This is a genomic window from Mesorhizobium sp. CO1-1-8, assembly GCF_020164875.1.
Taxonomy (GTDB): domain Bacteria; phylum Pseudomonadota; class Alphaproteobacteria; order Rhizobiales; family Rhizobiaceae; genus Mesorhizobium.
Genome location: NZ_JAIUGZ010000006.1, coordinates 62,533 through 86,415, shown reverse-complemented (window position 1 = coordinate 86,415; position 23,883 = coordinate 62,533). Strand labels below are relative to the sequence as shown.

The window sequence follows — 23,883 nt, the reverse complement described above, 5'->3', positions numbered from 1 at the left end:
GGTATCGCATGATCGAGATTTCCAGACGCTCGGCCCTGGCCGTCTTGGCTGGCGGAGTGGTCTCGACAGGGGTCGCCTACGCCACTGTTTCCTCCTTCTCGGACGAGGATCTGGTCCGCGTCACGCTGGAAAAATACCTTGGCAAGTTGAACATCCGGATCGAACATCTGCAGCAGTTCGTGCTGGCGTTCCGCGACAGGAATCCGTGGAACTTTCCAAGCGAAAAACTGAGTGACGCCGTCACCCTGGTGGAGGAGCTCAAACTGGGCGCCGCGCGTCGCTTGCTGCCCCGGCAGAAGCGGGAAGATCTGCTGCATTTCGACCGCTGGGTCGTCGCCGAATTCCATATGCTGACGGACTACGCCTGGCGCAGTTCGCCCAACGACCCGATCCGGTTTACCGGCTGGCAATCCTGTACCAATCCCTTCGCCAATCTGGAGCCGCCGAAACTTGCCTGACGTCGAAAAGAGAGGCGGCGGACTTTGCCTGTTGTCTCCGAGCAAGGAATACGAGATGCGACAAGGAGCCCGATCATGAAAGTTCTCTTTGCAGGCGGCAACGGCTATCCGCCCGAGTTCAGTGGCGGCGTTCAGTCGAGCACGCATCATCTGGCCGAACAGCTGATCGAGCACGGTCATGAAGCCGCTGTGCTCGCCGCCCTGTTCGGTGATGGGGTCTTTGGCTTCAAGGCGCGGGCCAAGATGAAGCTGTTGCGGCAGCCGGCGGTTGTCGACAGCTATCCCGGCTATCCGGTGGTGCGGGCCTGGTTTCCCTGGGAAGCGGCGGGTTATGCCGTCGACAGGCTGAAGCCCGATGTGGCCGTGGTCCAGTGTCACAAATCGGTTCCGATCGGCAAGGCGCTGCAGGCGGAGGGCGTGCCTCTGGTCGTTTATCTCCGCAATGTCGAGTTCCATGAACTGGGCGGCGATCTGCGCGAATTGCATTCAGCGCTTTACATCGCCAATTCGGACTTCACCGCGCGTACCTACAGACAGGAGTTCGGCATCGAGGCGGTGGTGATCCCGCCAACCATCAACCCGGCGCATTACTCGACGCCGACGACGGGCCAATTCGTCACGCTGATCAATCCTTACGAGGAAAAGGGCTTTGAACTCGCGGTGCGAATTGCCGGCGCCTGCCGCGAAATTCCCTTCCTGTTCGTCGAAAGCTGGAAGCTCGACGACGATCACCGGGCGCGGATCGAACAGACGATCGCTCCCTTGGGCAATGTCGTCCTGGAGAGCCGCACCAGCGACATGAAGACGGTTTATGGCCGCACGAAGATCCTGCTTGCTCCCAGCAAGTGGGAAGAGGCCTGGGGCCGCGTCGCTTCGGAGGCCCATTGCAGCGGAATCCCGGTTGTCGGCTCGCGGCGCGGCGGTCTGCCCGAGGCTGTCGGCTCCGGTGGCGTGGTGCTGGATTACGATGCTCCGCTTGCCGATTGGGTCGCGGCCGTCAGGCGGCTGTGGAACGACAACCAGGAATATGACCGGCTTTCCAGTCTCGCTCGCAGCTTCGCCGGGCGCCCGGAACTTGATCCCGATCGCCAGTTCATCACCTTCTTCTCGATACTGGACAGGGCCATGCAGCAGCGCGCGCGACAGGCGGCCTGACGGCGCCGCCTGAGCAGGTCAGGCCGGGCGTTTGATCCGGCTTTTCAGCGTGTCGTAGCCGCGGGCGCCAAGCAGCGCGCGGGCAATGGTCTTGGCGGCGCTCTTGCGGCCCTCTTGCGACTTGATCTGCCGCAGCCTTGCCGGCAGGTTGCGGGCAGCCTGGCCAAGTGCCGGCAGCGATAACGTGTTGGGGAAGCTGACCATATGCGTTTCGACGCACAGCACCGGCTTGCCGGACAGCTCGGTGATCTTCAGCGCCTGTTCGTGCTCGCTCTCGATGAACAGGATGGCATCGGACTTGCGGTAGAAATCGGCTTTGAAACTGCCATGCGCGCCGAGCCGTTGCCGTTCCGCCTTGCTCGGCAGGTCGAGCATGATCAGCTGGTCGTATTTGATCTCATGCTTGGCGAGCCACGCCTCGGTGAGCGCGCGGTATTTCTCCAGCCGGCTGGTGACCAGCCAGCCGATCCTGTGGGTCGCGACATGGAGCGGCCGCGCTTCGCTGAGGAATTTCTCATAGGCCGGGCCGTCGTCGTTTTCCGCCTCTGTCGGGTCGAGGCACAGCACGCCGTCAATGTCGACGCAGCATTGCGCCAGGAATTTGTGATGCATGAAGTTCCACTGGAACATGCGCGGATGCGGCACGACCTCGAAGACGAGGTCGGTTTCCTGGTGCAGGGGCTCAAGGCCGAACACGGCGGCAAAGGTGAAATCCGCCTCGATGCCCGCAGCCTGGATGCGGGCGCGTGCGTCGCGCATGGCGTTGCCGCCGGAAACGCTGTCGTCGATCACCAGCACCTTGCGCATCTCGGAAACGTTGCGGTCGAGAGCGGCACGGCGCTTGGTGACGCCAGACGTATAGATGCGACCTGCCAGGAAGCTGTCGAGATCGGTCATCGGGATGTTCGCGGCAAGGCTGACCAGCGTCGCTGCCAAAACGCCGCTTCTCGGCACACCGACGACCAGGTCGATGTCACGCGGCAGCCGGTGCAGGCCCCTGACGATGGCGTCGTTCATATCGGAGATCGATCGGTAGTGCATGGTTCAGACCTGATCCTGGAGGAGATGTCCGTAGCAGTCGAAGACGCCCAAATTATTGCGCCTCGCGCGGCGCTGCCGCAGGCAGCCTTGCCGGCAGCATCTTGAGCGCCTCGCGCAGGGCTTCGCGGCCGGAGGCGAATGCCAGTGCGATGACGACGGTGATGAGGTAGGCGAGCACGGCGCCGCTGGCCAGGGCAACGACATGCTGCTGCGGCAGCAGTGGCTTGATGAACCAGATCGCGGCCAGTGCCAGATGGGCGCCAAGCACGAACGGCGTTGCCGCGCGAAGCACATGATGCGCCTGCAGCGGTCCGCTCTTGCCGACATAGAGCCACAGGAACGGCGTCCGCAGATATTCGCTGATCGCATAGGCGATCGCCACGCCCAGCGCGCCATAGGGCAGGCCGAGCATGAAAGCCAGCACCGACGTCACGGCCGTTATGATGCCCCAGCGCATGAAATCGCCGGAGCGGCCCTGGCTGACGAAAAGCCACCCCGCCGGATTGTTGAGCGGCTGCAGCAGCCCGGCAAAGCCGAGCGCCAGGAAAATCGAGGCGCTTGCGCGCCATTGCTCGCCGAGCACGAAGGGGATCAGCACATCCGACATCGCCGTGGCGAAGGCGACACCGGGAAGCGCCACCAGCAGGATCAGCGGCATGACGCGCAGATAGGCGCTGCGGTAGCGATCCGGCTCGTCCTTCAGTCTGGAAAGCGCCGGAACCATCACCTTCGACAAGGGGTTGGTGATCTGACTCAGCGGAAACAGAAGCAGCTTGTAGGCGCGGTCATAGAGGCCGAGTTGCGCCTCGCCCCAATATTTGCCGATCAGCACATTGTCGAGGTTGCGGGCAAAGAAATTGGCGAAGTTGAAGCCGGTGATGCCGGCGCCGAAATTGATCAGCTCGCCGATGCCGGCGACCTTGCGCGGCAGGCCCGGACGCCAGCGCGAGCTCGCCCAGTAGCAGAGCGTCGGCAGCACGGCACCGGTCAGCGTGCCGGCAAACAGGGCCCAATAGGAGCGATCGATGAAGGTCCAGGCGATCGACACCGCAAGCCCGGCGATGGCGCTGGCGACGTCGATGACGGCCAGCCGGCCGAACTGCATGCGGCGCGTCAAGAGCGCCAGATGCTGGGCGCCCAGCCCATAGGCCATGATCTGCAGCCCGAACGCAGCCACCAGACCCGTCACGCGCGGCTCGCCGTAGAAGGCAGCAACCAGCGGCGCCGCACCCGCAAGCACGCAAGCCAGGATCGCGCTGACGGCGACATTGATCCAGAAGAGGTAGTTCACCTCCTCATGCCGGATGCCTGATTTCTGGATCGTCGCCTGGGTCAGGCCGAAATCCTGGAACAGGGCGATAAAGGCAAGCACAGGGGCGCACATCGCCACGACACCGAAATCCTGTGGCGACAACAGCCGCGACAAGACGATAACGGACAGGATCTGTGTCGCGACCCGCACCGATTGCGCCATGGCCGTGACAACCGCGCCGCGCCCAACCGATTTGCGCAAGGAGCCTTCTGGCGGATCGAATGCATTGGCTTCCAAATTCAGGATTCCTGATTTTTTTAGTGGATTTCCGAGCCCGAAAATCCACGACCGCCGCCGACCACAAACTACGGCAATAATTTTGCAGTGCAACAGAAAACGTCGGTTGGTGCAGCAAAAATGTTGCGATGCAGCAAGAGCTGTACTAGCATTCCCTTGGGTGGGCCAACAGCGGTCGAGTTTTTATGCTGCATGTCTTGTACCTTGTGCACGACGTTTCCGACCCGGCGGTGCGCCGGCGGATCACGATGCTCAGGGCAGGTGGGGCCCAGGTCACCCTGGCCGGCTTCCGTCGCACCACGAATCCGATTGCGGATATCGAGGGACTGCGCCCAATCGACCTCGGCGCGACGCGTGACGGGCGATTCGGCCAACGCCTCGCGGCCGTAGCCAAGGCAGCCGTTTCGATAGGCTCGAAGCTGGGCGGCATGCCAAAACCGGATCTCATCATCGCGCGCAACCTCGAAATGCTGGCGCTTGCCCGCCGCGCCAGGTCAGCCTTCGGTGCATCGGTTCCGATCGTATACGAGTGCCTCGATATTCATAGACTTGTGCTGCGCAACGATGTCCTGGGCAAGGCGCTGCGCGCCACCGAACGCTTTCTGGCCAGGGATGTGAAGCTGTTGGTGACCAGTTCGCCGGCTTTCATCGCCAATTATTTCAAGCCGTTCGGCCAGGTCGCGGCACCCATTGAGCTGGTCGAAAACAAATATTTCGAGGCCGCGACGATCTTGCCCGGCGCTCCGGAGGCTGAAGAGAGCCCGGTTGCCCCACCATGGCGGATCGGCTGGTTCGGCGCGCTGCGCTGCCGCCGCTCGCTCGAGCTGCTGGCTGATTTCTCCCGCCGCATGGAGGGCCGCTTCGAGATCGTGCTGCGCGGCCGTCCGGCTTTGTCGGAATTCCCTAACTTTCACGGCTTTGTCGAGGCCGAGCCGTGGCTGTCGTTTCTCGGACCCTACCGCAATCCGGAAGACATGGCGGCGATCTACAACGATGTCCATTTTTCCTGGGCGATCGATTTCTTCGAAGCGGGGCAGAACTCCGAATGGCTTCTGCCCAACCGGCTCTATGAAGGTTGCCGTTTCGGGGCGGTGCCGATCTCTATGGGCAACACCGAGACCGGGCGGTTCCTCAAACAGCAGGATATCGGCGTGCTGTTGCCGCAGGCTTCGCCCGAGGCACTCGAAGCCGCGCTAGGCAAGATGGAAGAGCATCGCTTCGCCAGGCTGAAGGGGCGTGTTTTGGCGCGCAATCCGAGAACCTGGAGCTACGATCGCAGCGATTGCCGGGCGCTTGTCGAGCGGCTGCGCAGCCTGACGGCCGCGCCCGGTTCCTTTGCCGCCGAGGCATTGGCATAGGATGGCCGGGGATGGACAGAGGCAAGATGGACAGAGGTTGATGACGCAGACGGAAAAACCCTCATCCAGCCTGATCGTTATCCCGTGCCTGAACGAAGCCGCCCATATCGGTGCGCTGCTCGATCAATTGCGCCCCGCGGCCGCCCGGCTTGGCGCCCGGATCATCGTCGCCGACGGCGGCAGCACCGACGGCACGCTTTCCATCGTCGAGGATGTCATTGCCAGGGACCCGCGGGTTATCCTGCTTCACAACCAGCGGCGCATCCAGAGCGCGGCGATCAATCTCGCCGTTGGTACCTTCGGCGATGGTGCCGACTATCTTATCCGCATCGATGCGCATGGCGGTTATCCCGACGACTATTGCGACCGGCTGGTCGAGGAAGCCCTGGCTACATCAGCGGATTCGGTTGTCGTTTCGATGCTGACCAGCGGCAGCGGTGCCGTGCAGAAGGCGGCCGCGGCGGCGCAGAACTCCAAGCTCGGCACAGGCGGCTCGAAGCACCGGCATCTTTCGCAGGGACAGTGGATCGACCATGGCCACCATGCGCTGATGCGCATATCGGCCTTCGGCGCTGTTGGCGGCTATGACGAAACCTTCAGCCACAACGAGGACGCCGAGCTCGATTACCGCCTGCGCAAGGCCGGCTATAAGATCTGGATGAGCGGCAAGACGCAGATGGTCTACTATCCGCGCGCCTCGCTCTCAGGCCTCTATTTCCAGTATCTCGGCTACGGTCGCGGGCGTGCCAAGAATGTGCTGAAGCATCGCGTCATCCCGAAGGTGAGGCAGATGGTGCCGCTGCTGGTGTTTCCAGTGGTGCTGCTGGCGGCCTTCTCCTTCGTGCACTGGCTGGCAGCGGTACCGCTGCTCCTGTGGGCCTCGGTGTGCCTGGGCTACGGGCTGGTGACGGCTATCCGCCAGCGCAAGGCCGACGTTGCGCTGGCCGGTGTCTCGGCCATGGTCATGCATCTTGGCTGGTCGGTCGGCTTCTGGCTGCAGCTTCTCGGCCTCGGCTCGCGACGAGGAGTGGCCTGATGGCGGTGTCGGCAAAGAACCGCAGCATCGACATCGGCGTCTGCACGTTCCGCCGGCCGGAACTGGCCGACACGCTGCGCTCGCTCGACGCCATGGAGATGCCGGCGGGATTCGATGTCCGCATCGTCGTCGCCGACAATGACGACACCCCGACGGCCCGCGACATGGTGGCGGCGCTGTCGCGGGAATTGACGGTGCCGATCCACTACCAGCATGCCCCGGCGCGCAACATCTCGATCGCCCGCAACGCCTGCCTCGATGCGAGCACGGCGGATTTCGTCGCCTTCATCGATGACGACGAGACGGCCACGACTCCATGGCTCGCCGAACTGGTCGCGATGGCGCAGCAAAGCGGTGCCGCCGCCGTGCTCGGCCCGGTCAGGGCGCGCTATCGCCCGGACGCACCGGACTGGATGCGGCGCGGCGATTTCCATTCGACCTTGCCCGTCTGGGTGGGCGGCGAGATTCGCACCGGCTATACCTGCAACGTTCTGCTGCAGATGGCCTCGGACAGCTTGCGCGGCCGCCGCTTCAGCCTGGCGCGTGGCCAGACCGGCGGCGAAGACACCGAGTTCTTCGACCTGATGTACAGAGCCGGCGGCCGCATCGCCTTCTCGCCCGAGGCCTGGGTCGAGGAGGTGGTACCGCGCTCCAGGGCGGCATTCGATTGGCTCGGCCGCCGCCGCTTCCGCGTCGGCCAGACGCACGGCCATCTCCTGGGCAGTAGCGCCAGCGGCATTGGCCTGGTCAAGCAGGTCGGCCTGGCCTCGGCAAAGGCCATCTATTGCTTCGCCTCGGCACTTCCAGTGGTCGTCAGTCCGGTACGCAGGAACCGCAGCGTGCTGCGCGGCATTATGCATGTTGGTGTCGTCAGCGGCCTCGTCGGCATCCGCGAAATCCGCCTCTATGGCCAGCCTTCGCCAGAGGAGGGAGGCAAGCGTGCAGCCTGACGTCAGCTCTGTCCCGGATGTTTCCTTCGTTATTGCCGCTTACAATGCCGAGGCGACCCTTGACCGGGCTATCGCCAGCGCCATCGCCCAGAAGGGTGTCAGCGTCGAAATCATCGTCGTCGATGACAAGTCGCGGGATGCGACGCTCGACGTGGCGCGGGCCTACCCAGAGAATATCGTCCGTGTCGTCGCCCTGGCCAGCAACCACGGCCCCGGCGGCGCCAGGAATGCCGGCCTCGATGCCGCCCGCGGCAGATGGATCGCGGTTCTCGATTCCGACGACGCGGTCTTTCCCGGCCGGCTCGCCGCCATGATCGCTCGTGCCGAAAGCGCGGACGCCCAGATCGCCGTCGACAATCTGCAGGTCGTTCGCGAGGATGGCGTCATCGAGGACGCGATGTTTCCGCGGCAGTATCTGGAAGGCTTGCGCGAGATTTCGCTGGCCACCTACATCGCCGGCAACGTCGTCTTCGAATCCAAGTTCAACCTCGGCTACCTCAAGCCGATCTTCCAGCGCGAGTTCCTGAACGGAAACCGGCTTCGCTATGACGAGAAGCTGAGGATCGGCGAAGACTACATCCTGTTTGCCGAAGCCTTGGCCAAGGGCGGCAAATGCGTGGTCGAGCCCGATATCGGCTATGCCTACCATATCCGCAGCGGCTCCATTTCGCGCGTGCTCGAGCTTCACCACGTCGAGGCGATGCGCAGGGCGGATGCCGTGTTCGCTCAAACCCACCGGATGGATAAGGCCGCGCAGGCGGCGTTCGCCCGGCGCGGCCGCAGCCTGCGCAAGGCGGCATCGTTTCTGTCACTGGTTCAGCACATCAAGGCGCGGTCCCCGCTCAAGGCGATCCGGACGGCGCTCAGCGACCCGGCGGCGGTCAGGCATATGGGCATGCCGATCGCCGTGCGGTTGCGAAGAATGGCGGCACAATTTGCCGTTGGGGCGGGGAGGTGAAGATGCAGGCACATGGAGGGATTTTTCGTGGCCTGTGAATGGACTGAAGTCGATCTCCTCAGAAGGAATTTGCGATGAAGAAAATCAGGAAGGCCGTGATACCGGTGGCGGGGCTTGGAACACGGTTCCTGCCGGCGACCAAGTCGATGCCGAAGGAAATGCTTCCCGTCGTCGACAGGCCTGTCGTGCAATATGCGGTGGACGAGGCCTTCGAAGCGGGCATCGAGCACATCGTCTTCGTGACCGGTCGCAACAAGGCGGTGATAGAGGACTATTTCGACCTGCATCCGGAATTGATCGGCACCTTGGAGCAGACCGGCAAGAAGACCCAGCTGGAGGCGCTCGAAAGCATGCTGCCTGTGGCGGGTGCCACCAGCTTCATCCGCCAGCAATCCCCGCAGGGCCTCGGCCATGCCGTATGGTGCGCGCGCGAGGTTATCGGCAACGAGCCCTTCGCCCTGCTGCTGCCGGACATGGTGTCCTTCGGCGGGCGCGGATGCCTCGCCGAAACCGTCGATCTCTATGAGCGCACGGGCGGCAACGTGATCGCCGTCGAGCGTTGCGAACCGAGCGAGACCAACAAATACGGCATCGTTGGCCGTGGCGCCGAGATCGGCGGCGGTTTCGAGGTGACGGCCATGGTCGAGAAGCCCGCGCCGGCCAATGCGCCGTCGAACTTCTACATCAACGGCCGCTACATCCTGCAGCCCGAGATTTTCGCGCTCCTGGGCAATCAGCAGCGCGGCGCCGGCAACGAGATTCAATTGACGGATGCCATGGTTCGTCTGTCGAAGGATCAGCCGTTCTTCGCCCAGCCTTTCCTCGGCCGCATGTTCGACTGTGGGTCCAAGGAAGGGTTCATCCAGGCCAACATCGCCTTCGCGCTGGCGCGCGACGACATGAAGGGTCCGGTTTTCGAGATGCTTCAGGAGTTCGTCCGGTCGTACGAACGCCAGGAAGAAGCCGCATAATGCCCATCTTTCGGGAGCATTGTCAGATGGCCGGCGAAGAGGGGCCGGCGCGTTCTCGCCGTCTGGCACGACGCTTGCATCGCTTCTGGCGATGCTCCCGATCTTCGAGGCGCCTGTAAGCCAAGGCATGATCCCTGAAAGTGGGTCCCGGTTTCCGGAAAAGGTCATGTTGAAACAGTGAGATAGAGCCCATTGCGATCAATCGGAATAGGACCGGCTCTAGAATTGGACCGAAGATGAATTATGCCAACTTTCCTCTCGACAAGAGGATGCCATTGCCGAATTCGGACGCAGGAGACGGCGAAGACTTCATCGATATCGAGCGGCTGCTTGGCATGGCCGCACGGCAGGCCAAGGTGGTCGCCGTGTGTGCCGTCATCGGTCTCTTCCTGGGCCTGCTTTATTTGCAGACAACGCCGCCCAAATATCAGTCGGTCGCCAGCGTGCTGATCGACGAAGGCTTGAACAAGATTGTCGACGATATCTCGGCGGCGTCGACAACCATGCAGACCGATTCCGCCATCCTGAGCCAGATCGAGATCCTGACCTCGACGCGGCTTGCCGCCGTGGTCGTCGACAAGCTGAAGCTCGACCAGAACGACACGTTCATGAATCCGCCCCAGTCGGCGCTTGCCCAAGGCATAGGCCTCATCCGCGGCCTGATCCAGTATGTCCGCCCCAGCTCTTCCATGCCGGGTGGCGCTGACTTCAGCAAACTCGACCCGGCCGCCCGCGATGCGCTGATCGCCACGTCGCGCCGCGACTACGCTATCCTCAAGCTGCAGAGCGAGATCCGGGCGGAACGCATCGGCCGAAGCTATGTTATCGCGCTCGGCTATCAGGCGACGGATCCGGCCTTGGCAAACGCCGTCACCAAGGCCTATGCCGATGCCTATCTCGCCGATCAGCTCGATGCCAGCTTCGATGCCACCGAGCGGGCTGCGGTCTGGCTGCAGGGCCGGTTGACGGAGCTGCGCCAGAGCTCGCAGGCAGCTTCGCTCGCGGTTGAGAAATTCAGGGCCGAACATGGGCTGGCCGCCAACAGCGATGGCCAGTTGATGAGCGACAAGCAGCTTTCCGACCTCAACGCCCAGCTTATCGTGGCGCAGGCCGACACCGCACGCGCCAGCGCCCGCTACCAGCAGTACAAGGCCATTGTCGACAGCGGCTCCGACAACGCCTTCAAGGATGCTGCCATATCGAGCGACCAGCCGAGCAGTTCGGTCATATCGGCGCTCAAGACCCGCTACCTCACGGTGGCCAAGCGGCTGCAGGACGTCGAGGCGAATTTCGGCCCCGAGCACCCGCAGGCGGTGGCTCTGTCCAAGGAGAAGGCCGACATATCGACGCAGATTTTCGGCGAGCTGAAGCAGCTGACCGAAAGCTACCGCAACGAATATGAGGTGGCGCAGGCACGCGAGACCGCGCTCAGGGCCAATGTCGCGGCCGCGCAAGGCAAGAGTTCCGTCGACAACCAGACGCAAGTCAAGCTGCGTGAACTCGATCAGCAGGCGACGGCGCTCACCACGCTCTATCAGACATTCCTGGGTCGTTACGAGGAAGCCGCGCAGCAGCAATCCTTCCCGGTCGGCAAGATCCGCATCATCTCGGACGCGTCGATGCCGCTTGCCGCGTCAAGCCCGCGCACCATCGTCGTGCTCGGACTTTCGCTAGTGCTTGGCGTGCTGATGGGCGCCGGCTTTGGTGGCCTGAACGAGTTCAACGAACGCTTCTTCAGGACCGGCGAGGACGTGCGCGACCGCGTCAATCTGAAATTCCTCGGCTATCTGCCGACGATCGGCGGCAAGCTCGGCAAGGAAGAAAAGCCGGGCGAGACCCAGGTGGACGCCAAGACCACCCAATCGCTGTCTTCAGCCGAAAAGCGGGCGCGCATGCGGGTCAGCATCGATTCTCCAGCCTCGATGTTCTCCGAAACGCTGCGCAGCGCCAAGATCGCCTTCGACGTCGTGATGGAAGGGCAAGGCAGCCGCGTCATCGGCATCATCTCGGTGCTTCCTGGCGAGGGCAAGTCGACGGTCGCGGCAAATCTCGCCGGCTTGCTTGCCGCCAATGGCTCCAAGACGCTGCTGATCGACGGCGACTTGCGCAATCCCGGCCTCAGCCGAGGCCTTGGCATGGAAACTGAGCAGGGCTTGATGGAAGCGGTGGTCGGTGGCCAGACCTGGCAGTCGGTCGGCAAGATCGACAGGCAGACGAAGCTGGCGATCATCCCGGCGGTGCTGCGCGGTCACTTCTCGCATACCAGCGAACTTCTCTCCTCGGCCGGCATGCGGCGCTTCATCGAGAACGCCAAGGAGACGTTCGAATACATCGTCGTCGATCTGCCGCCGCTCGGACCGGTGGTCGACGCCAAGGCCTTCGCGCCGTTGGTCGACGGTTTTGTACTGGTCACCGAGTGGGGGCGCACCCCGCGCGCGATGGTCAGGTCGATGCTGGAATCCGAACCCTATGTCGCCAACAAGATCGTCGGCGCGGTGCTGAACAAGGTCGATTTGAAGAAACTGGCCAAATACGGATCGTTCGGCGGCTCGGAAAAGTTCTTCGATAAATATTCGAGCTACTATCTGGAAAAATCGGAAGTGCGCGGCAAGGCGCCGGTCTGACGTCGACCGTTGCGCGAGTGGGTCCACTCTGGAGTGCAGCGATCTCCAGGTCAGCACACCGCAATATCGATGCGCGTCAGGAGAAGATCAGCCTGCCTTGCTTGTCGGCGATCCTGACGGCGGTCAGGCGTCCGCTCTGGAAGGCGGCTGTGTCGATGCCGAGCCGGCGCCCTTCGAGCTTAGGGACATCCACCGGCGTATGCCCGTGCACCACCCAGCGGTCGAGCAGGTGTGTTGCTTCGAAGAAGTCCGAACGGATGTTGATCAGGTCATGGTCGGTTTGCGCCGCAAGGTCGACGCCGGGCCTGATGCCGGCGTGGACGAACACGAACTTCCGCGAACGGACCATGATCGGCAGCCCGCGCAGGAAGCTGACGTGATCGTCTGGAATGATCTCCCTTATGCGCCGGTCGATCTGCGCGCTGCTCCCGTAGAGGCTGGCGAGGCGCGCCGGATCGATGCCATAGGAAACAGGGTTTGCAGGCCGCCCGTCGCCAGCCAGGGTTCGCGGGACAGATTTCCGTCGAGATAGTTCAGCATCGCCACTTCGTGGTTGCCCGCAAGACAAATGCGCTGAAATCCTTTCGGCGGCGGCGCCAGCAGGTGATCGAGCACCCGCGCCGACTGAAACCCCCGGTCGATGTAGTCGCCAAGCATGACGATGATCTTGCGGCTCTGGAAGCGCAGCGAATCGAGCAGGATCTTCTGCTCCAGGGCGCGGAGTTCCTTGTAGCAGCCATGCACGTCGCCGATCGCATAGACGACGGCGTCCTGCATGTCGATATCGAGGCGCGGCCGCGCCGCGATGCGGGGTTGTTTTCGCTGGAACAGGGTCACGTGCGGGGCGTCTCGAGGCGAGCTCTCATGCGGAAGGCATAAGTGCCTGTTATCATGCCCGAAACGGAAAATTCCGCAATCGTGGAAAATGCAGCCGCGCCAGGTCGGGACCGCCAATGCACGTCGCTCAGAAATGAGCTCGGTTCGGGGAGAACGATCTGTGGAAACAAGGGGCCTGAATCCGCTCAGGCGCGACATGCTTTAGGTCGGCGGCCGGCCCGGTCTGCCGGATCGTCGTCAGGCTGCCTTGAGCCGATAACGGAAAACGATGTGGTCGAGCAGCAGCCGGATGCGCGGTTCGGCCTCGGTCGCCACCAGCCAGCTTGCCGCGATCATCGTCGCGCCGACGACCGCCATCGAGAACAGATGCGGCAGACCGGCGCGGACCAGGACTCCAAGCAGGGCGGCGCCGACGACATCGTGGAGCAGGTAGAGCGGATAGGTCATCAGTCCGATCCGGCGCCAGCCGCTCCAGGAGAGGTCTAGCCGCAGCGACCACGCCATCAGCGCGATGCCGACAAGGAAGATGAGGATTGGCGGCGCGAACGGCATCTCTCGCCCGACCTTCAGGATATGAACATCGACCGAACTGGCGATCTGCAGCACGCCGCCGCACAGGAACAGGGCGCAGAAGGCAAGGCGGGCGGCTGTCACCGCCTTGCAGCGCATCAGCCACAGCATGACGCCGGTGGCGAAGAAAACGCCGTGATGCACCAACAGCAGGTCGAGCGTGCGTGTTTCGGCAAGATCGGCCCAGTCGAGCGGGTAATACAGGCACCAGAACAGTGTGCTGACCAGACCGATGGCGATGGCCACCATTTCCATCTGATGGAAGCGGCCAAGCCTGAGCAGGACCCAGACGATGGCATAGAAGGTGATCTCGATGCCGAGCGTCCAGTAGACGCTGTCCACCCATGGCGCGTAGGGGGCGAACAGGCCGGTGCGGACGAGCCGGATGACGGCATCGGTCGGCCAGCTGAGACCGACGATCAAAAGCACCGCCGCGGTGACCGGCGCACAGATCCACACCGCCGGCGCCAGTCGTTTCACCCTTGCTTCGAAAAAGCGCAGCGGCGTCGACCTTTCGGCGCTGAAGGCGATGACGAAGCCGCTGATGACGAAGAAGATCTGGACGCCGACCCAGCCGGATTCGACCCAGGCGCCTATTGCCGGTTGCGGGGGAACGCCGCCCGTGGCGCGCGCCGAAACACCGTCCGGATACGCCCACACCCAGAAGCCATAGTGGTAGACCATGACCATGACGGCGGCGAGAAAGCGCAGGATGTCGACGCCGCCAAATGTAATCTTCTGCTGAGCCATGCGACCTTTGTCGATGGCCCCCCGCGAACGACTTTAGGGTGCATTGCTGCGTCGCACAATAAAAGTATTGCTTGCCGTTCGAAAAGGTCGTCCGCGGCCCACCCTTCAGTGGCTCAAAGTCCGATTTCGCGTTCCTTCAAGGCGGCGGTGATCTCGTCGAGGATGACCGGATCGTCGATCGTCGCCGGCATGGCCCATTCTTCCTTGTCGGCTATCTTCTGCATGGTGCCGCGCAGGATCTTGCCGGAACGCGTCTTGGGCAGGCGCTTGATCGTCACCACCGTCTTGAAGGCGGCGACCGGGCCGATGCGTTCGCGCACCAGGCCGACCACCTCGTTCTCGATCAGGCCGACATCGCGGGTTACACCCGCGTTCAACACCACGAAGCCCAGCGGAACCTGGCCTTTCATGGCGTCGGCAATGCCGATGACCGCACATTCGGCGACATCGGGATGGGCCGAAAGCACCTCCTCCATGGCGCCGGTCGACAGCCGGTGGCCGGCGACGTTGATGATGTCATCGGTGCGGGCCATGACGTAGAGGTAGCCGTCCTCGTCGACCATGCCGGCATCCGCCGTCTTGTAGAAGCCGGGGAACTCCTCGAGATAGGCTTGGCGGAACCGTTGATCGGCGTTCCACAGCGTCGGCAGGCAGCCGGCCGGCAACGGTAGCTTGATCACCACATTGCCCAGCGTGCCGCGCTGCACCTCATGGCCAGCATCGTCGAGCACGCGGATGTCGTAGCCGGGCATCGGCACGCCGGGCGAGCCGTATTTCACCGGCAGCAGGCCAAGGCCGGCGGGATTGATCGTCATCGGCGAGCCGGTCTCTGTCTGCCACCAATGGTCGACCACAGGCACATTCAGCTTCTGCTCCGCCCATTTGATGGTTTCCGGGTCGGCGCGCTCGCCGGCAAGAAACAGCGTACGGAACTTGGAGAGGTCGTGTTTGGCAATGAACTCGCCCTTCGGGTCCTGCCCCTTGATGGCGCGGAATGCGGTCGGCGCGGTGAACAGCGCGACCACGCCATGCTCCGCTATCACCCGCCAGTAGGTGCCGGCATCGGGCGTGCCGACAGGCTTGCCCTCGAACAGGATGCTGGTGCAGCCATGCAGCAGCGGTCCGTAGACGATGTAGGAATGGCCGACCACCCAGCCGACATCGGATGCCGCCCAGAACACCTCGCCCGGCTTGACGCCGAACTCGTTTTCCATCGTCCATTTCAGCGCGACCATATGGCCGCCATTGTCACGCACGATGCCCTTGGGCTGTCCGGTCGTGCCCGATGTGTAGATGATGTAGAGCGGATCGGTGGCCAGCACCGGCACGCAATCGACATTGGCGCCCGCTGCCCGTTCGCGGGCGACGGCATCGGCGTAGTCGATGTCGAAATGCTCCTTCAGCTCGCAGCGCAACTGGTCGCGCTGCAGGATCAGGCAGGCGTCCGGCTTGTGGCGGGAGATCTCGATCGCCTTGTCGAGCAACGGCTTGTAGGCAACGACGCGGCCCGGCTCCAGGCCGCAGGATGCCGAAATGATCAGCTTCGGCCTGGCATCGTCGATGCGGGTGGCAAGCTCATGCGAGGCAAAGCCGCCGAAGACCACCGAATGCACCGCGCCGATGCGGGCGCAGGCCAGCATGGCGACGGCCGCCTCGGCCACCATCGGCATATAGATGATGACGCGGTCACCCTTGCGAATACCACGGTTCTTCAGCACCGAGGTGAGTGCAACCACCTCGCGCTTCAACTCGGCATAGGTGAACTTCCTGATCGTTCCCGTGATCGCGCTGTCATGGATCAGCGCGATCTGGTCGGCGCGCCCGCCAGCGACATGGCGGTCGATGGCGTTGTAGCAGGTATTGCAGGTGGCGCCGGTGAACCAGCGGCCATAGACACCGGCCGTGGCGTCGAACACCTTGTCCCAGGGCGAATACCAGTCGATGTCGCCGGCAGCATCCGCCCAGAAGCGTTCCGGGTCACGTTTCCAACCTTCATAGACCTCGTGATAGCGTGAAGCCATCCATACCTCCCCAGGAAATGTTTTTCTTCCTTCCAGATAGCGCGCTCTACCCTTGGCCGCAAATCCACGCCATTGTTGGCGACGGGATCGACCTGGCGCCTTGGGGGCAAGCAGCTATGAACCGCGAGACAGGACTGGGGTGGTGATGTCTGCTGCTGTGCGGATCATCGGGCGCTTTTCGCTATCATCGGTCATGGGCGCCGCACTTGCTATGTCCACCGGAACCGCTGAAGCCGGCGATGCCGCGGCACGGCACATCATCGGCTTTTCGCCGGATGGCGGTTATTTCGCCTTCGAGCAATATGGAACGCTCGACGCTGGCGTCTCGGACTCCGGCTGGTCGCAGATCGACATCATCGATACCCGTACGGATCAGTTCGTTGGCGGTAAGCCGATCCTCGTCGTCGACGAGACGGAGGAGGCGACACTGACGCTGGAGCAGGCGAGGGCGCAGGCCGCCGCGCAGGCGGCGCCCATTCTCGCCCAATATGCCATCACATCCCCGGCCGAGCAGGCGGCTTCCGACAAGTTCACCTTCCCGGGCGAAATGGTTGCCTACAACGACATCTCCCGCCTCGAACAGGTGTCGCAGAAACGGCTGGCGCCGCTCCATGGCGAAGCAGGCATTTCGACCATCCAGCTCGACGAAATCCTGGCGGCCAGCGCGACCGATTGTTCGGCAAGTTTCGGTGCGGCGCAGCAGGGCGACCAGCTAGTTCCAGGTGAAAAGGCAGGCAAGGCGCTCGGCTTCCGGCTGACGCTGCAAAGGCAGGATGGCAAGCCGTTCAAGATCCTGCATGAGGACAAGGCGGTGCCGGGCTCAAGAAACTGCCCGACCTCCTACAGCCTGTCGGAATCCTACGAACTCACCCCGGTCGGCAGGTCGCCGGTGATTGTCGTGCTGGTGCAGCGTTTCAGCCAGGGTTTCGAGGGGCGTGATCGCCGCTTCCTTGCGGTGACCGGGCAGCCGCGCTGAGAGGTCACGCCCAAGCGCCGGCAGCCGCTCTGTCTGAAGGTTGTTTCTAGATCGGCAGGGCCACAAGCATGAGGCCAATGCCGCCAGCGATCAAAATGGCTGTAGCCAGCGCTTTTCTGTGACGTTCGAAGCTCGTCGGAGCTCGCTCCCAATTGTAACGCATACGCTATCTCCCCAATACCCGGACAGGCTTTACCTTACTTAGGGGAAGAAATGCAACGTCCGCTGCCGGCAGGCCCGCTGCTTGTCACGTTTCATCGATGACTATTTCTGGAACGAATGCGGCCGGGAAGGCGCAACCGAGCAGGTTTTAACGCGACTGGCGCGGAGAATCTGTCAGCAAAGCCATTGGTCCCGCGAACGGGCTCCCATGATCGGCTGATAGACAGCGCGCCACCTCCGCGCTATCTGATTCCGGGATGAGAATGGCTTGGAGGGGGCGCGGTGGAAATAGTCTCTGGAACCGTTCTGCGGATGGCCGAGGATGCCTCCGTGCAGCATGTGGGCGATGGCGCAGTCGTGCTTTTGGCGCGCAGCGGCCAGCTTTATACATGCAACGGCACGACCGAAGCCTTTCTCGACAAGGTGGACGGCGCGCGCAACCTCGACCAGATCGTCGACCTGCTTTGCGAGGAGTTCGAGGTCGACAAGGGGACGCTCGATCAGGACATGGCGGCATTGGCCACGGATCTGATCTCGGAAGGTATCCTCGCCGCGCCAGGTGCTTGATGGCTGACGGCCCGCTCCTGCGCGCTCTGTTTCGCTGCCATCTCTGGGCAAGCGCGCGGCTGATGCCGGTCCTCGTCACCAACCGGAGCTTCGAGGAGGTGCTCAAATGGGCGCCGCTCGCCTCGTCGACGCCCTATCGCGGTCTGCCGTCCGCCTACATCGTCGCAAGCGTCAACCGCACAGTCCGCCACCCCTGGCTGATGCGTGACCGCAGGTGCCTGAGGGAGGGTCTGCTCGGTCATTGTTTCCTGCGGCTGGCCGGCTTCGATCCGGACCTGCGCTTCGGCGTCGATCCGCAATCGATGCAAGCGCAGCGTCTGTCGGCGCATTGCTGGATCTGCCTCGATGGCAAGCCGGTGGTCAGCGACAAGCTTCCCGGCATGGTCGAGATCTATCGTCATCATGCCGATGCCGTAAAGGCGCGTCCCGCTTGACCAGACCTTCAGCCTGCTATGGCCTCAACGGCCTGATCCTTGGCATATCGGCCGAGCGCCCCGAGCTGGGGCAGGATTTCGACCGGATGCTGGGCAGCCTGCGTATAGCGGAACCCGTCGAGCCGGACTTTCGCCTCGATATCGCCGAGACAGACACGCTGAACGAGACACCCAATGGATCGCTCGTCTTCGATGGCGAGGTGCCGGAGGACGGTCCCTGCCGGATGATCGAGGATGGCGGCATTGTCCATCTCGTCTTTCCCGGGCGCCAAACCGTTGCGATCAATGGCGGGGCGGGTTGGGCCGAACTCCGGATTCGCACCGGTTCGAAAGCCGCCTGGACGCCGTCGATGCTGGTCCTGGACGCCGCACTCGACGCCGGTGGCCAGCATATGCTGCACACGGCCGGGCTGACCCTGCCTGACCGCGATGCGGTCGTCCTGATCCATGCCCCGAGCGGAACCGGCAAGACCACGACGTCGCTGGCGCTGGCAACTCAGAGCTTTGGCCTCTGCTCCGACGACGCCATGATCCTGAATGTCGCTTCGGGCAAAGTCGCCGCCTGGGGCTTGCCGCGGGCCGTCAAAATCCACCAGAAGACTGCCGAAATGATCCCGCAGGTGGCGCCATGCCTTGGCCAGACGTGGGATCGCAACAGCGAACAGCCCGTCTCGCTTGAAAGGCTGGCGGGGATCGTGCGGGTGGAAAACGCATCCGCCCGGCCGGTGGCGGCCCTTCTGCACCTGGCGCGTTCCGCCGACCATCAGACCCGGCTCGTCGCCATGGCCAGGACCGACGCGATGGTGGCGCTGGCAGTGGACAATGTCCGCACCAGCATGACGGGGCTGCTGCCAATGCAGAAACGCCGGCTGGCGACCATCGCCGGGCTGGTCAATTCGGTGCCGACCTTTCAGCTCGAAGTGGGCGCGCGCCCGGCTGACGCCGCGGCGCTGATCAGCGCCACCCTGGACTGACGTCAAGTCAGGCTACTTGCGGCCTGGCCTTGGCCAATCTCTGGATCCACCGGAAGGCGTCGCGACGCAGGCGCGAGCCCAGTCTGTCCCTGGAATTGACGCCAAGCAGCGTATTCGTGGTGATCAACCGCCTGGCCAGCCGTATGGAGAGATCGGGCTTGATGCGGCCGGCGAGCTCAAGCGCGCGGCTCTCCTCGAACAGCTGGCCAGTCACATCGAGCACAACAGCCAGTTCGAGCTCGATACCGGTCATGCGGGCGGCATCGAAGAGGCGTGCTTCTGCTTCGGGTGATTGCAGCGCCCGCACGCCTTGCAGCACGTCGACGCAAAGCTGCAGCCGGTGGAATTTGTGGCCGCCGGCGGCGTGCACGATGGCAATCGTCAGAAGGGCCGCCGGCGTGTCCGCCGCTTCGCCGTCGATGGTGCGCAATTCAGGGAAACCCAGCGACAGGCGTCGCCGCATACCGGTATCATGCACGAGGTCGCCATGCAGTTCGACCAGCAGGCTGGAATTCTCCTTTTCGAGCCATTTGAATTCCTGCAGTTCGTAGGATTCGGCCTCGTTGCTGCCAAGCTCGAAGCCGCATGCCGCGATCACCTGGTTTGCCCGCGCCAGGTTGGCGGGTTCGACCAGGATGTCGATGTCGGTGAACGGCCTGTCGGCGACGTTGCGGTAGAGCTTTCGCGCGAAGACGGGTCCCTTGACGATCCGCGCCGGAATATTGTCCGCCGCCAGTCCCTTCATGATGCGGTCGCCATGATACTTCAACAGCATCGACTGGCCGGTGGCGATCGTTGCCTTCTGGCGCAGATTTTCCAGCTTGCCGTGCAGGTCCGCATCCGCTGGCAGCTGCCCGCTGAGCTTGCGCAACATGATCGGCAGCACGCCGTGGAACTCGGCATTGTCGAGCAGCGCCGTCAGCGTCTTTGCCGACAAATCTTCGCCGCCTGCCGCCGCCTCGGGGTCAGCGAAGCGCAGCAAGAGTCTTTCTTCGGCGGCAGTGAGAGATGGCAGCATCAACCGGACAAGGTTTCGGATAGGATTGTCAGGAATGGTTGCAGAAAAGCCTGATGTAAGCCAGCTTTTACATGCCACGGCGCAACGCCGCAGTGTGTACCGGCGCATCCCAGAATGTGGTCGTCTCGTCATCGAGGATGGTCAGCGTGATCGAGCATCCCGCCATGTCGAGCGAGGTGACGTAGGAGCCGACCAGTGAACGGGTCACCGTCACGCCATGCTTCTCGAAAATCGCGCGCGCGCTGTTGTACATCAGATAGAGTTCCATCAGCGGCGTGCCGCCGAAGCCGTTGACGAACAGCAGCGCCGGACCCTTCGCCCGGTCGCCGAGATCGCCCAGGATCGCGGCACAGATTTCTTGCGCGATCGCATCGGCGCTTTTCAATTTATCGCGCCGGCGGCCGGGCTCGCCATGGATGCCGACGCCGAACTCCATCTCGCCATCGCCGATGTCGAAAGTCGGCCTGCCCGCCGCTGGGACGGTGCAACTGGTCAGCGCCACGCCCATCGAGCGGGTGGCCGTGTTGACGCGGTCGCCCAGCGCCTTCAACGGCGCCAGCGCCAAGCCGTGTTCAGCCGCCGCGCCGACGATCTTTTCCACCACCAGCGTTCCGGCGACGCCACGCCGGCCCGTCGTATAGGAAGAATTCTCGACGGCGACATCGTCATTGGTCACGATCTGCTGGACGCCTTCCGACATCTCGGCCGCCATGTCGAAGTTCATCACGTCGCCCTCATAGTTCTTGACGATGAACAGACAGCCGGCGCCGGTGTCGACGGCTTCCGCCGCCGCCAGCATCTGGTCCGGCGTCGGCGAGGTGAACACCTGGCCGGGGCAGGCGGCGTCCAGCATGCCGTGGCCGACAAAGCCGCCATGCATCGGCTCGTGGCCGGAGCCGCCGCCGGAAATCAGCGCCACCTTGCCCGGCCGCAAGGTCTTGCGGCGGATGAATTTGTGCTCGTCGCCAAGCACCAGGATGTCGGCATGGGCGGCCACGAAACCGTCGAGGCTCTCGGTCAGCACCGTGTCCACCGAGTTCATGAATTTCTTCACGGTCGTCTCCTCCCGAAATAGGCCTTCCAAAGCAATTCCAGGAAAAGTGTGTCGCGGTTTTCCGTCCGGAATTGCGTAAAACAAAGAGTTCGATCAGCTACCCTTGCCGGTGATGCTGGTGATCTTCTGGATAAAATCGTTCACCGCTCTGTCGAGTGCGGCATTCTGCTTGTCGTCGCCGAAATCTGGCACGATCAACGAGACATGCCGGGTCTTGCGCATGCCTGCCGCGACCGACATCTTGCCTGGATGCGCTTGGTGATAGGCGGCGAGAAACTGGTCGCGCTCGGCCGGGCTGAAATGGCAGACGGAAAAGATAGCTGGCAAATGTTTTGACGGAATCGGGATCGAATAGGCGGGGCTGGAGATCTGCGTGACGAAGCTGCGGTGTTTGCCGAGCGCATCGGCGAGGCGCTGGCGCATGCCGGACGGCCGCTGATCGATGACGTGCGACAGGATCGTCTTGTAGGCGCGGATCGCCTCTTCGGAACCGGGTTCGGGTTTGATGTCGACCATGCCGGCCGCGCCTAGACAGAAACGTCCGCGATGGCCGCCTTGGCCATGGCGAGTTGCGCCGGCGCGACGGAAAGATCGCGCAGGCCGACCTCGAGCAATGACGGGATCGAGGCTGGATCGCCGCCGGCATCGCCGCACAGGCTGACCGGGATTTTTTCCCGCTGGCCAAACGCGGTCACAGCCGCGATCAGCCGCAGCACGGCCGGATGACGGACCGAATTGAGATGTGCCACGGCAGCGTTATCACGGGCGGCCGCCATGACATACTGGGTGAGGTCGTTGGAGCCGATCGAGAAGAAAGCGGCCTCGGCAAAGGCTTCCGGTACGATCGCCACCGAGGGCACTTCGACCATGATGCCTAGCGGCGGCATCTTGTGAACGATGCCGCGCGTGGCAAGCACCGCCTGCTCCTCGGCGAACATCGCCGCTGCCTGTCGGTATTCCTCCACAATGGCGATCATCGGGAACATCACCTTCAGACTGCCATGGACAGCGGCGCGCAACAGCGCCCGGATCTGTACACGAAACACCTCCGGTCTTGCCAGCGACAGCCTGATTCCGCGCAGGCCGAGGAACGGATTGCTCTCCTCGACCGTAAAGCCGGACACCGGCTTGTCGCCGCCGGCGTCAACGGTTCGGATCGTCACCGGCTTGTCGCCGGCCCACTCCAGCACCTTGCGATAGGCGCGATACTGCGTCTCCTCATCCGGGAGCGTCTTGCCGAATAGGAATTCGGTGCGCATCAGCCCGACCCCGTCGCAGGTGGCGATATCGATACCGTCGACCTCGGACGGGTCGGCGATGTTGACCTGCATCCGCACCGCCGTGCCGGCCTTGGTCACCGCCGGTCGCCCCAGGAACGTCCCGGCCCGATCGCGGCGCGCCCGGAATGATGAGGAGGATTGGCGAAAGGCAGCGATTTCAGTCTTGGAGGGTGACAGCACGATGCCGCCAGTTTCGGCGTCGAGCAGCGCGGTGCCGGCAAGATGAGCCGGGGAACCACCGAGACCGACGATCATAGGTACGCCGCGCGAGCGCGCCAGCATGGCAGCATGGCTGGCGGTGCTGCCCGCCCTCAGAGCGATGCCGCCGCCGCGGCTCCAGTCGGTTTCGAGAAAACGCGTCGGCGCGATGTCCTCGCCATAGAGGATGGCACCGGCTGGTGCCTGGACGTCGCCATCCTCGGACAGCGCGCGCAGCACCTGATCCCGGATGTCGCGGATGTCGGCGGCACGCGCGCGGAAATAATCCTGGTCTGAAGCATCGTAGCCGGCAGCCTCAGTATCAAGCGCTTGCCGCCATGCTTTGTCGGCTGGCAGGCCGGTGCGGATCGCGGCAAAGGCCGGGCTGCTCAACGCATCATCCCTCAGCATGGCGATCTGGAACTCGAGAATGTCGGCGGCATCGCCCTCGGCCATCTCGAGCAATGCGGTGAGACGGCCTGTCGCGACGGCGATTGCGGTTTCGAGCGCGGCCTTCTCGTCGTCGGCTGTTTCTTTGCCGACATAGGATACGACAGTCTGGTCGAGGTCGAACAGTGGCCCCTCGGCATAGCCGGCCGAGGCCGAAATGCCTTGCAGCCTAAGCGGTTCGGACATGGTCCGTGCCTTCGTCGAAATCGCGGCGCACCAGTTCGACCAGCGCGTCGACGGCATCATTGGCGCCGTCACCGCTGGCCCTGATGTGCAGCACGGTACCTTTCGGCGCCTTGGCCGCCATCACCTTGACGATGCTCTTGGCATCGAACCATGGTCCGTTGGCGGCAAGCGCGATTTCCACCTCGGCGGCAAACGTCTTGGCCAGCTTGGTGAACTTCACCGAAGGACGCGCGTGCAGACCCACCTCGTGGTTGATCACAACGGTCGCTTCGGCGGATGCGGACATGTCTTTCAAAATTCCCGTTC

General features: G+C 63.3%; 21 protein-coding genes and 1 pseudogene. 12 read left to right on the top strand and 10 right to left on the bottom strand.

From position 1 onward, the window contains the following. Window positions 1-8: 8 nt before the first annotated feature. Window positions 9-458 (top strand): hypothetical protein, encoded by a 450-nt coding sequence (locus LB558_RS14135; protein ID WP_224698109.1) that lies wholly within the window; start codon window positions 9-11, stop codon window positions 456-458. Between the two features lie 75 nt (window positions 459-533). Next, window positions 534-1,613, top strand: a complete 1,080-nt coding sequence (locus LB558_RS14130; protein ID WP_023811595.1) for a glycosyltransferase — start codon at window positions 534-536, stop codon at window positions 1,611-1,613. A gap of 18 nt (window positions 1,614-1,631) precedes the next feature. Here the strand turns inward: LB558_RS14130 and LB558_RS14125 are convergent, their stop codons facing one another. Next, entirely contained in the window at window positions 1,632-2,654 is a 1,023-nt protein-coding gene (locus LB558_RS14125) for a phosphoribosyltransferase family protein (protein WP_224698108.1), read from the bottom strand. A 52-nt stretch (window positions 2,655-2,706) separates the two neighbouring features. After that, on the bottom strand, window positions 2,707-4,203 hold the full coding sequence (locus tag LB558_RS14120) for a lipopolysaccharide biosynthesis protein (RefSeq protein WP_127256341.1): 1,497 nt from the start codon (window positions 4,201-4,203) through the stop codon (window positions 2,707-2,709). A gap of 185 nt (window positions 4,204-4,388) precedes the next feature. On the opposite strand from LB558_RS14120, the gene LB558_RS14115 reads away from it, so the two are divergent. The 6 genes from LB558_RS14115 to LB558_RS14090 all read left to right on the top strand — a co-directional run bounded on the left by LB558_RS14115 (window position 4,389) and on the right by LB558_RS14090 (window position 12,100). Further along, the gene (locus LB558_RS14115; protein ID WP_224698107.1) at window positions 4,389-5,561 is read left to right on the top strand and encodes a glycosyltransferase; all 1,173 of its coding nucleotides are present in this window, start codon (window positions 4,389-4,391) and stop codon (window positions 5,559-5,561) included. A 40-nt stretch (window positions 5,562-5,601) separates the two neighbouring features. After that, window positions 5,602-6,597 carry a glycosyltransferase family 2 protein gene (locus tag LB558_RS14110; RefSeq protein ID WP_224698106.1) on the top strand — a complete coding sequence of 332 codons (996 nt, stop codon included), beginning with the start codon at window positions 5,602-5,604 and terminating at the stop codon, window positions 6,595-6,597. Next, complete coding sequence (locus LB558_RS14105; protein ID WP_224698105.1) at window positions 6,597-7,547, top strand: glycosyltransferase; 951 nt, start codon at window positions 6,597-6,599, stop codon at window positions 7,545-7,547. Before LB558_RS14110 ends, LB558_RS14105 begins: the two co-directional genes overlap by 1 nt. After that, complete coding sequence (locus tag LB558_RS14100; RefSeq protein ID WP_224698104.1) at window positions 7,537-8,505, top strand: glycosyltransferase family 2 protein; 969 nt, start codon at window positions 7,537-7,539, stop codon at window positions 8,503-8,505. Before LB558_RS14105 ends, LB558_RS14100 begins: the two co-directional genes overlap by 11 nt. A gap of 74 nt (window positions 8,506-8,579) precedes the next feature. Further along, on the top strand, window positions 8,580-9,476 hold the full coding sequence (locus LB558_RS14095; protein ID WP_224698103.1) for a UTP--glucose-1-phosphate uridylyltransferase: 897 nt from the start codon (window positions 8,580-8,582) through the stop codon (window positions 9,474-9,476). Window positions 9,477-9,712: 236 nt separating this feature from the next. Further along, window positions 9,713-12,100 (top strand): polysaccharide biosynthesis tyrosine autokinase, encoded by a 2,388-nt coding sequence (locus tag LB558_RS14090; RefSeq protein WP_224698102.1) that lies wholly within the window; start codon window positions 9,713-9,715, stop codon window positions 12,098-12,100. Window positions 12,101-12,176: 76 nt separating this feature from the next. Here the strand turns inward: LB558_RS14090 and LB558_RS33185 are convergent. The 3 genes and pseudogenes from LB558_RS33185 to LB558_RS14075 all read right to left on the bottom strand — a co-directional run bounded on the left by LB558_RS33185 (window position 12,177) and on the right by LB558_RS14075 (window position 16,278). Beyond that, window positions 12,177-12,877 (bottom strand): annotated as a pseudogene (locus LB558_RS33185) (metallophosphoesterase family protein). A 297-nt stretch (window positions 12,878-13,174) separates the two neighbouring features. Beyond that, a complete protein-coding gene (locus tag LB558_RS14080; RefSeq protein WP_224698101.1) occupies window positions 13,175-14,257 on the bottom strand; it encodes an acyltransferase family protein in 1,083 nt (360 codons plus the stop codon). A gap of 113 nt (window positions 14,258-14,370) precedes the next feature. Continuing rightward, a complete protein-coding gene (locus LB558_RS14075; protein ID WP_224698100.1) occupies window positions 14,371-16,278 on the bottom strand; it encodes a propionyl-CoA synthetase in 1,908 nt (635 codons plus the stop codon). 145 nt (window positions 16,279-16,423) lie between these two features. On the opposite strand from LB558_RS14075, the gene LB558_RS14070 reads away from it, so the two are divergent. The 4 genes from LB558_RS14070 (at window position 16,424) to LB558_RS14055 (ending at window position 19,391) form a co-directional block, all read left to right on the top strand. Next, window positions 16,424-17,254, top strand: a complete 831-nt coding sequence (locus tag LB558_RS14070; RefSeq protein WP_224698099.1) for a DUF2259 domain-containing protein — start codon at window positions 16,424-16,426, stop codon at window positions 17,252-17,254. A gap of 444 nt (window positions 17,255-17,698) precedes the next feature. Continuing rightward, a complete protein-coding gene (locus tag LB558_RS14065) occupies window positions 17,699-17,983 on the top strand; it encodes a PqqD family protein (RefSeq protein ID WP_224698098.1) in 285 nt (94 codons plus the stop codon). After that, the gene (locus tag LB558_RS14060) at window positions 17,983-18,417 is read left to right on the top strand and encodes a lasso peptide biosynthesis B2 protein (RefSeq protein ID WP_224698097.1); all 435 of its coding nucleotides are present in this window, start codon (window positions 17,983-17,985) and stop codon (window positions 18,415-18,417) included. Before LB558_RS14065 ends, LB558_RS14060 begins: the two co-directional genes overlap by 1 nt. Next, window positions 18,414-19,391: a serine kinase gene (locus tag LB558_RS14055; protein ID WP_224698096.1), complete on the top strand. Its 978-nt coding sequence runs from the start codon at window positions 18,414-18,416 to the stop codon at window positions 19,389-19,391. The genes LB558_RS14060 and LB558_RS14055 overlap by 4 nt, the downstream gene beginning before the upstream one ends. 7 nt (window positions 19,392-19,398) lie before the next feature. Here LB558_RS14055 and LB558_RS14050 read toward each other — a convergent pair whose 3' ends face one another. From LB558_RS14050 to LB558_RS14030, 5 genes are all read right to left on the bottom strand, one after another. Further along, the gene (locus LB558_RS14050; RefSeq protein WP_224698373.1) at window positions 19,399-20,409 is read right to left on the bottom strand and encodes a nucleotidyltransferase family protein; all 1,011 of its coding nucleotides are present in this window, start codon (window positions 20,407-20,409) and stop codon (window positions 19,399-19,401) included. Between the two features lie 67 nt (window positions 20,410-20,476). Continuing rightward, a complete protein-coding gene (dhaK, locus tag LB558_RS14045) occupies window positions 20,477-21,463 on the bottom strand; it encodes a dihydroxyacetone kinase subunit DhaK (protein ID WP_224698095.1) in 987 nt (328 codons plus the stop codon). Between the two features lie 93 nt (window positions 21,464-21,556). Continuing rightward, window positions 21,557-21,979 carry a hypothetical protein gene (locus LB558_RS14040; protein WP_224698094.1) on the bottom strand — a complete coding sequence of 141 codons (423 nt, stop codon included), beginning with the start codon at window positions 21,977-21,979 and terminating at the stop codon, window positions 21,557-21,559. Between the two features lie 11 nt (window positions 21,980-21,990). Then, window positions 21,991-23,577, bottom strand: a complete 1,587-nt coding sequence (ptsP, locus tag LB558_RS14035; RefSeq protein ID WP_224698093.1) for a phosphoenolpyruvate--protein phosphotransferase — start codon at window positions 23,575-23,577, stop codon at window positions 21,991-21,993. Beyond that, on the bottom strand, window positions 23,561-23,863 hold the full coding sequence (locus LB558_RS14030) for an HPr family phosphocarrier protein (protein ID WP_224698092.1): 303 nt from the start codon (window positions 23,861-23,863) through the stop codon (window positions 23,561-23,563). The genes ptsP and LB558_RS14030 overlap by 17 nt, the downstream gene beginning before the upstream one ends. Between the last annotated feature and the right edge of the window lie 20 nt (window positions 23,864-23,883).

Bases quoted from the DNA above. Each gene is read 5' to 3' on its own strand.
- LB558_RS14135 (WP_224698109.1), top strand. From the start codon at position 9: ATGATCGAGATTTCCAGACGCTCGGCCCTGGCCGTCTTGGCTGGCGGA.
- LB558_RS14130 (WP_023811595.1), top strand. From the start codon at position 534: ATGAAAGTTCTCTTTGCAGGCGGCAACGGCTATCCGCCCGAGTTCAGT.
- LB558_RS14125 (WP_224698108.1), bottom strand. From the start codon at position 2,654: ATGCACTACCGATCGATCTCCGATATGAACGACGCCATCGTCAGGGGC.
- LB558_RS14115 (WP_224698107.1), top strand. From the start codon at position 4,389: ATGCTGCATGTCTTGTACCTTGTGCACGACGTTTCCGACCCGGCGGTG.
- LB558_RS14110 (WP_224698106.1), top strand. From the start codon at position 5,602: ATGACGCAGACGGAAAAACCCTCATCCAGCCTGATCGTTATCCCGTGC.
- LB558_RS14105 (WP_224698105.1), top strand. From the start codon at position 6,597: ATGGCGGTGTCGGCAAAGAACCGCAGCATCGACATCGGCGTCTGCACG.
- LB558_RS14095 (WP_224698103.1), top strand. From the start codon at position 8,580: ATGAAGAAAATCAGGAAGGCCGTGATACCGGTGGCGGGGCTTGGAACA.
- LB558_RS14090 (WP_224698102.1), top strand. From the start codon at position 9,713: ATGAATTATGCCAACTTTCCTCTCGACAAGAGGATGCCATTGCCGAAT.
- LB558_RS14080 (WP_224698101.1), bottom strand. From the start codon at position 14,257: ATGGCTCAGCAGAAGATTACATTTGGCGGCGTCGACATCCTGCGCTTT.
- LB558_RS14075 (WP_224698100.1), bottom strand. From the start codon at position 16,278: ATGGCTTCACGCTATCACGAGGTCTATGAAGGTTGGAAACGTGACCCG.
- LB558_RS14070 (WP_224698099.1), top strand. From the start codon at position 16,424: ATGTCTGCTGCTGTGCGGATCATCGGGCGCTTTTCGCTATCATCGGTC.
- LB558_RS14060 (WP_224698097.1), top strand. From the start codon at position 17,983: ATGGCTGACGGCCCGCTCCTGCGCGCTCTGTTTCGCTGCCATCTCTGG.
- LB558_RS14050 (WP_224698373.1), bottom strand. From the start codon at position 20,409: ATGCTGCCATCTCTCACTGCCGCCGAAGAAAGACTCTTGCTGCGCTTC.
- LB558_RS14040 (WP_224698094.1), bottom strand. From the start codon at position 21,979: ATGGTCGACATCAAACCCGAACCCGGTTCCGAAGAGGCGATCCGCGCC.
- ptsP (WP_224698093.1), bottom strand. From the start codon at position 23,577: ATGTCCGAACCGCTTAGGCTGCAAGGCATTTCGGCCTCGGCCGGCTAT.
- LB558_RS14030 (WP_224698092.1), bottom strand. From the start codon at position 23,863: ATGTCCGCATCCGCCGAAGCGACCGTTGTGATCAACCACGAGGTGGGT.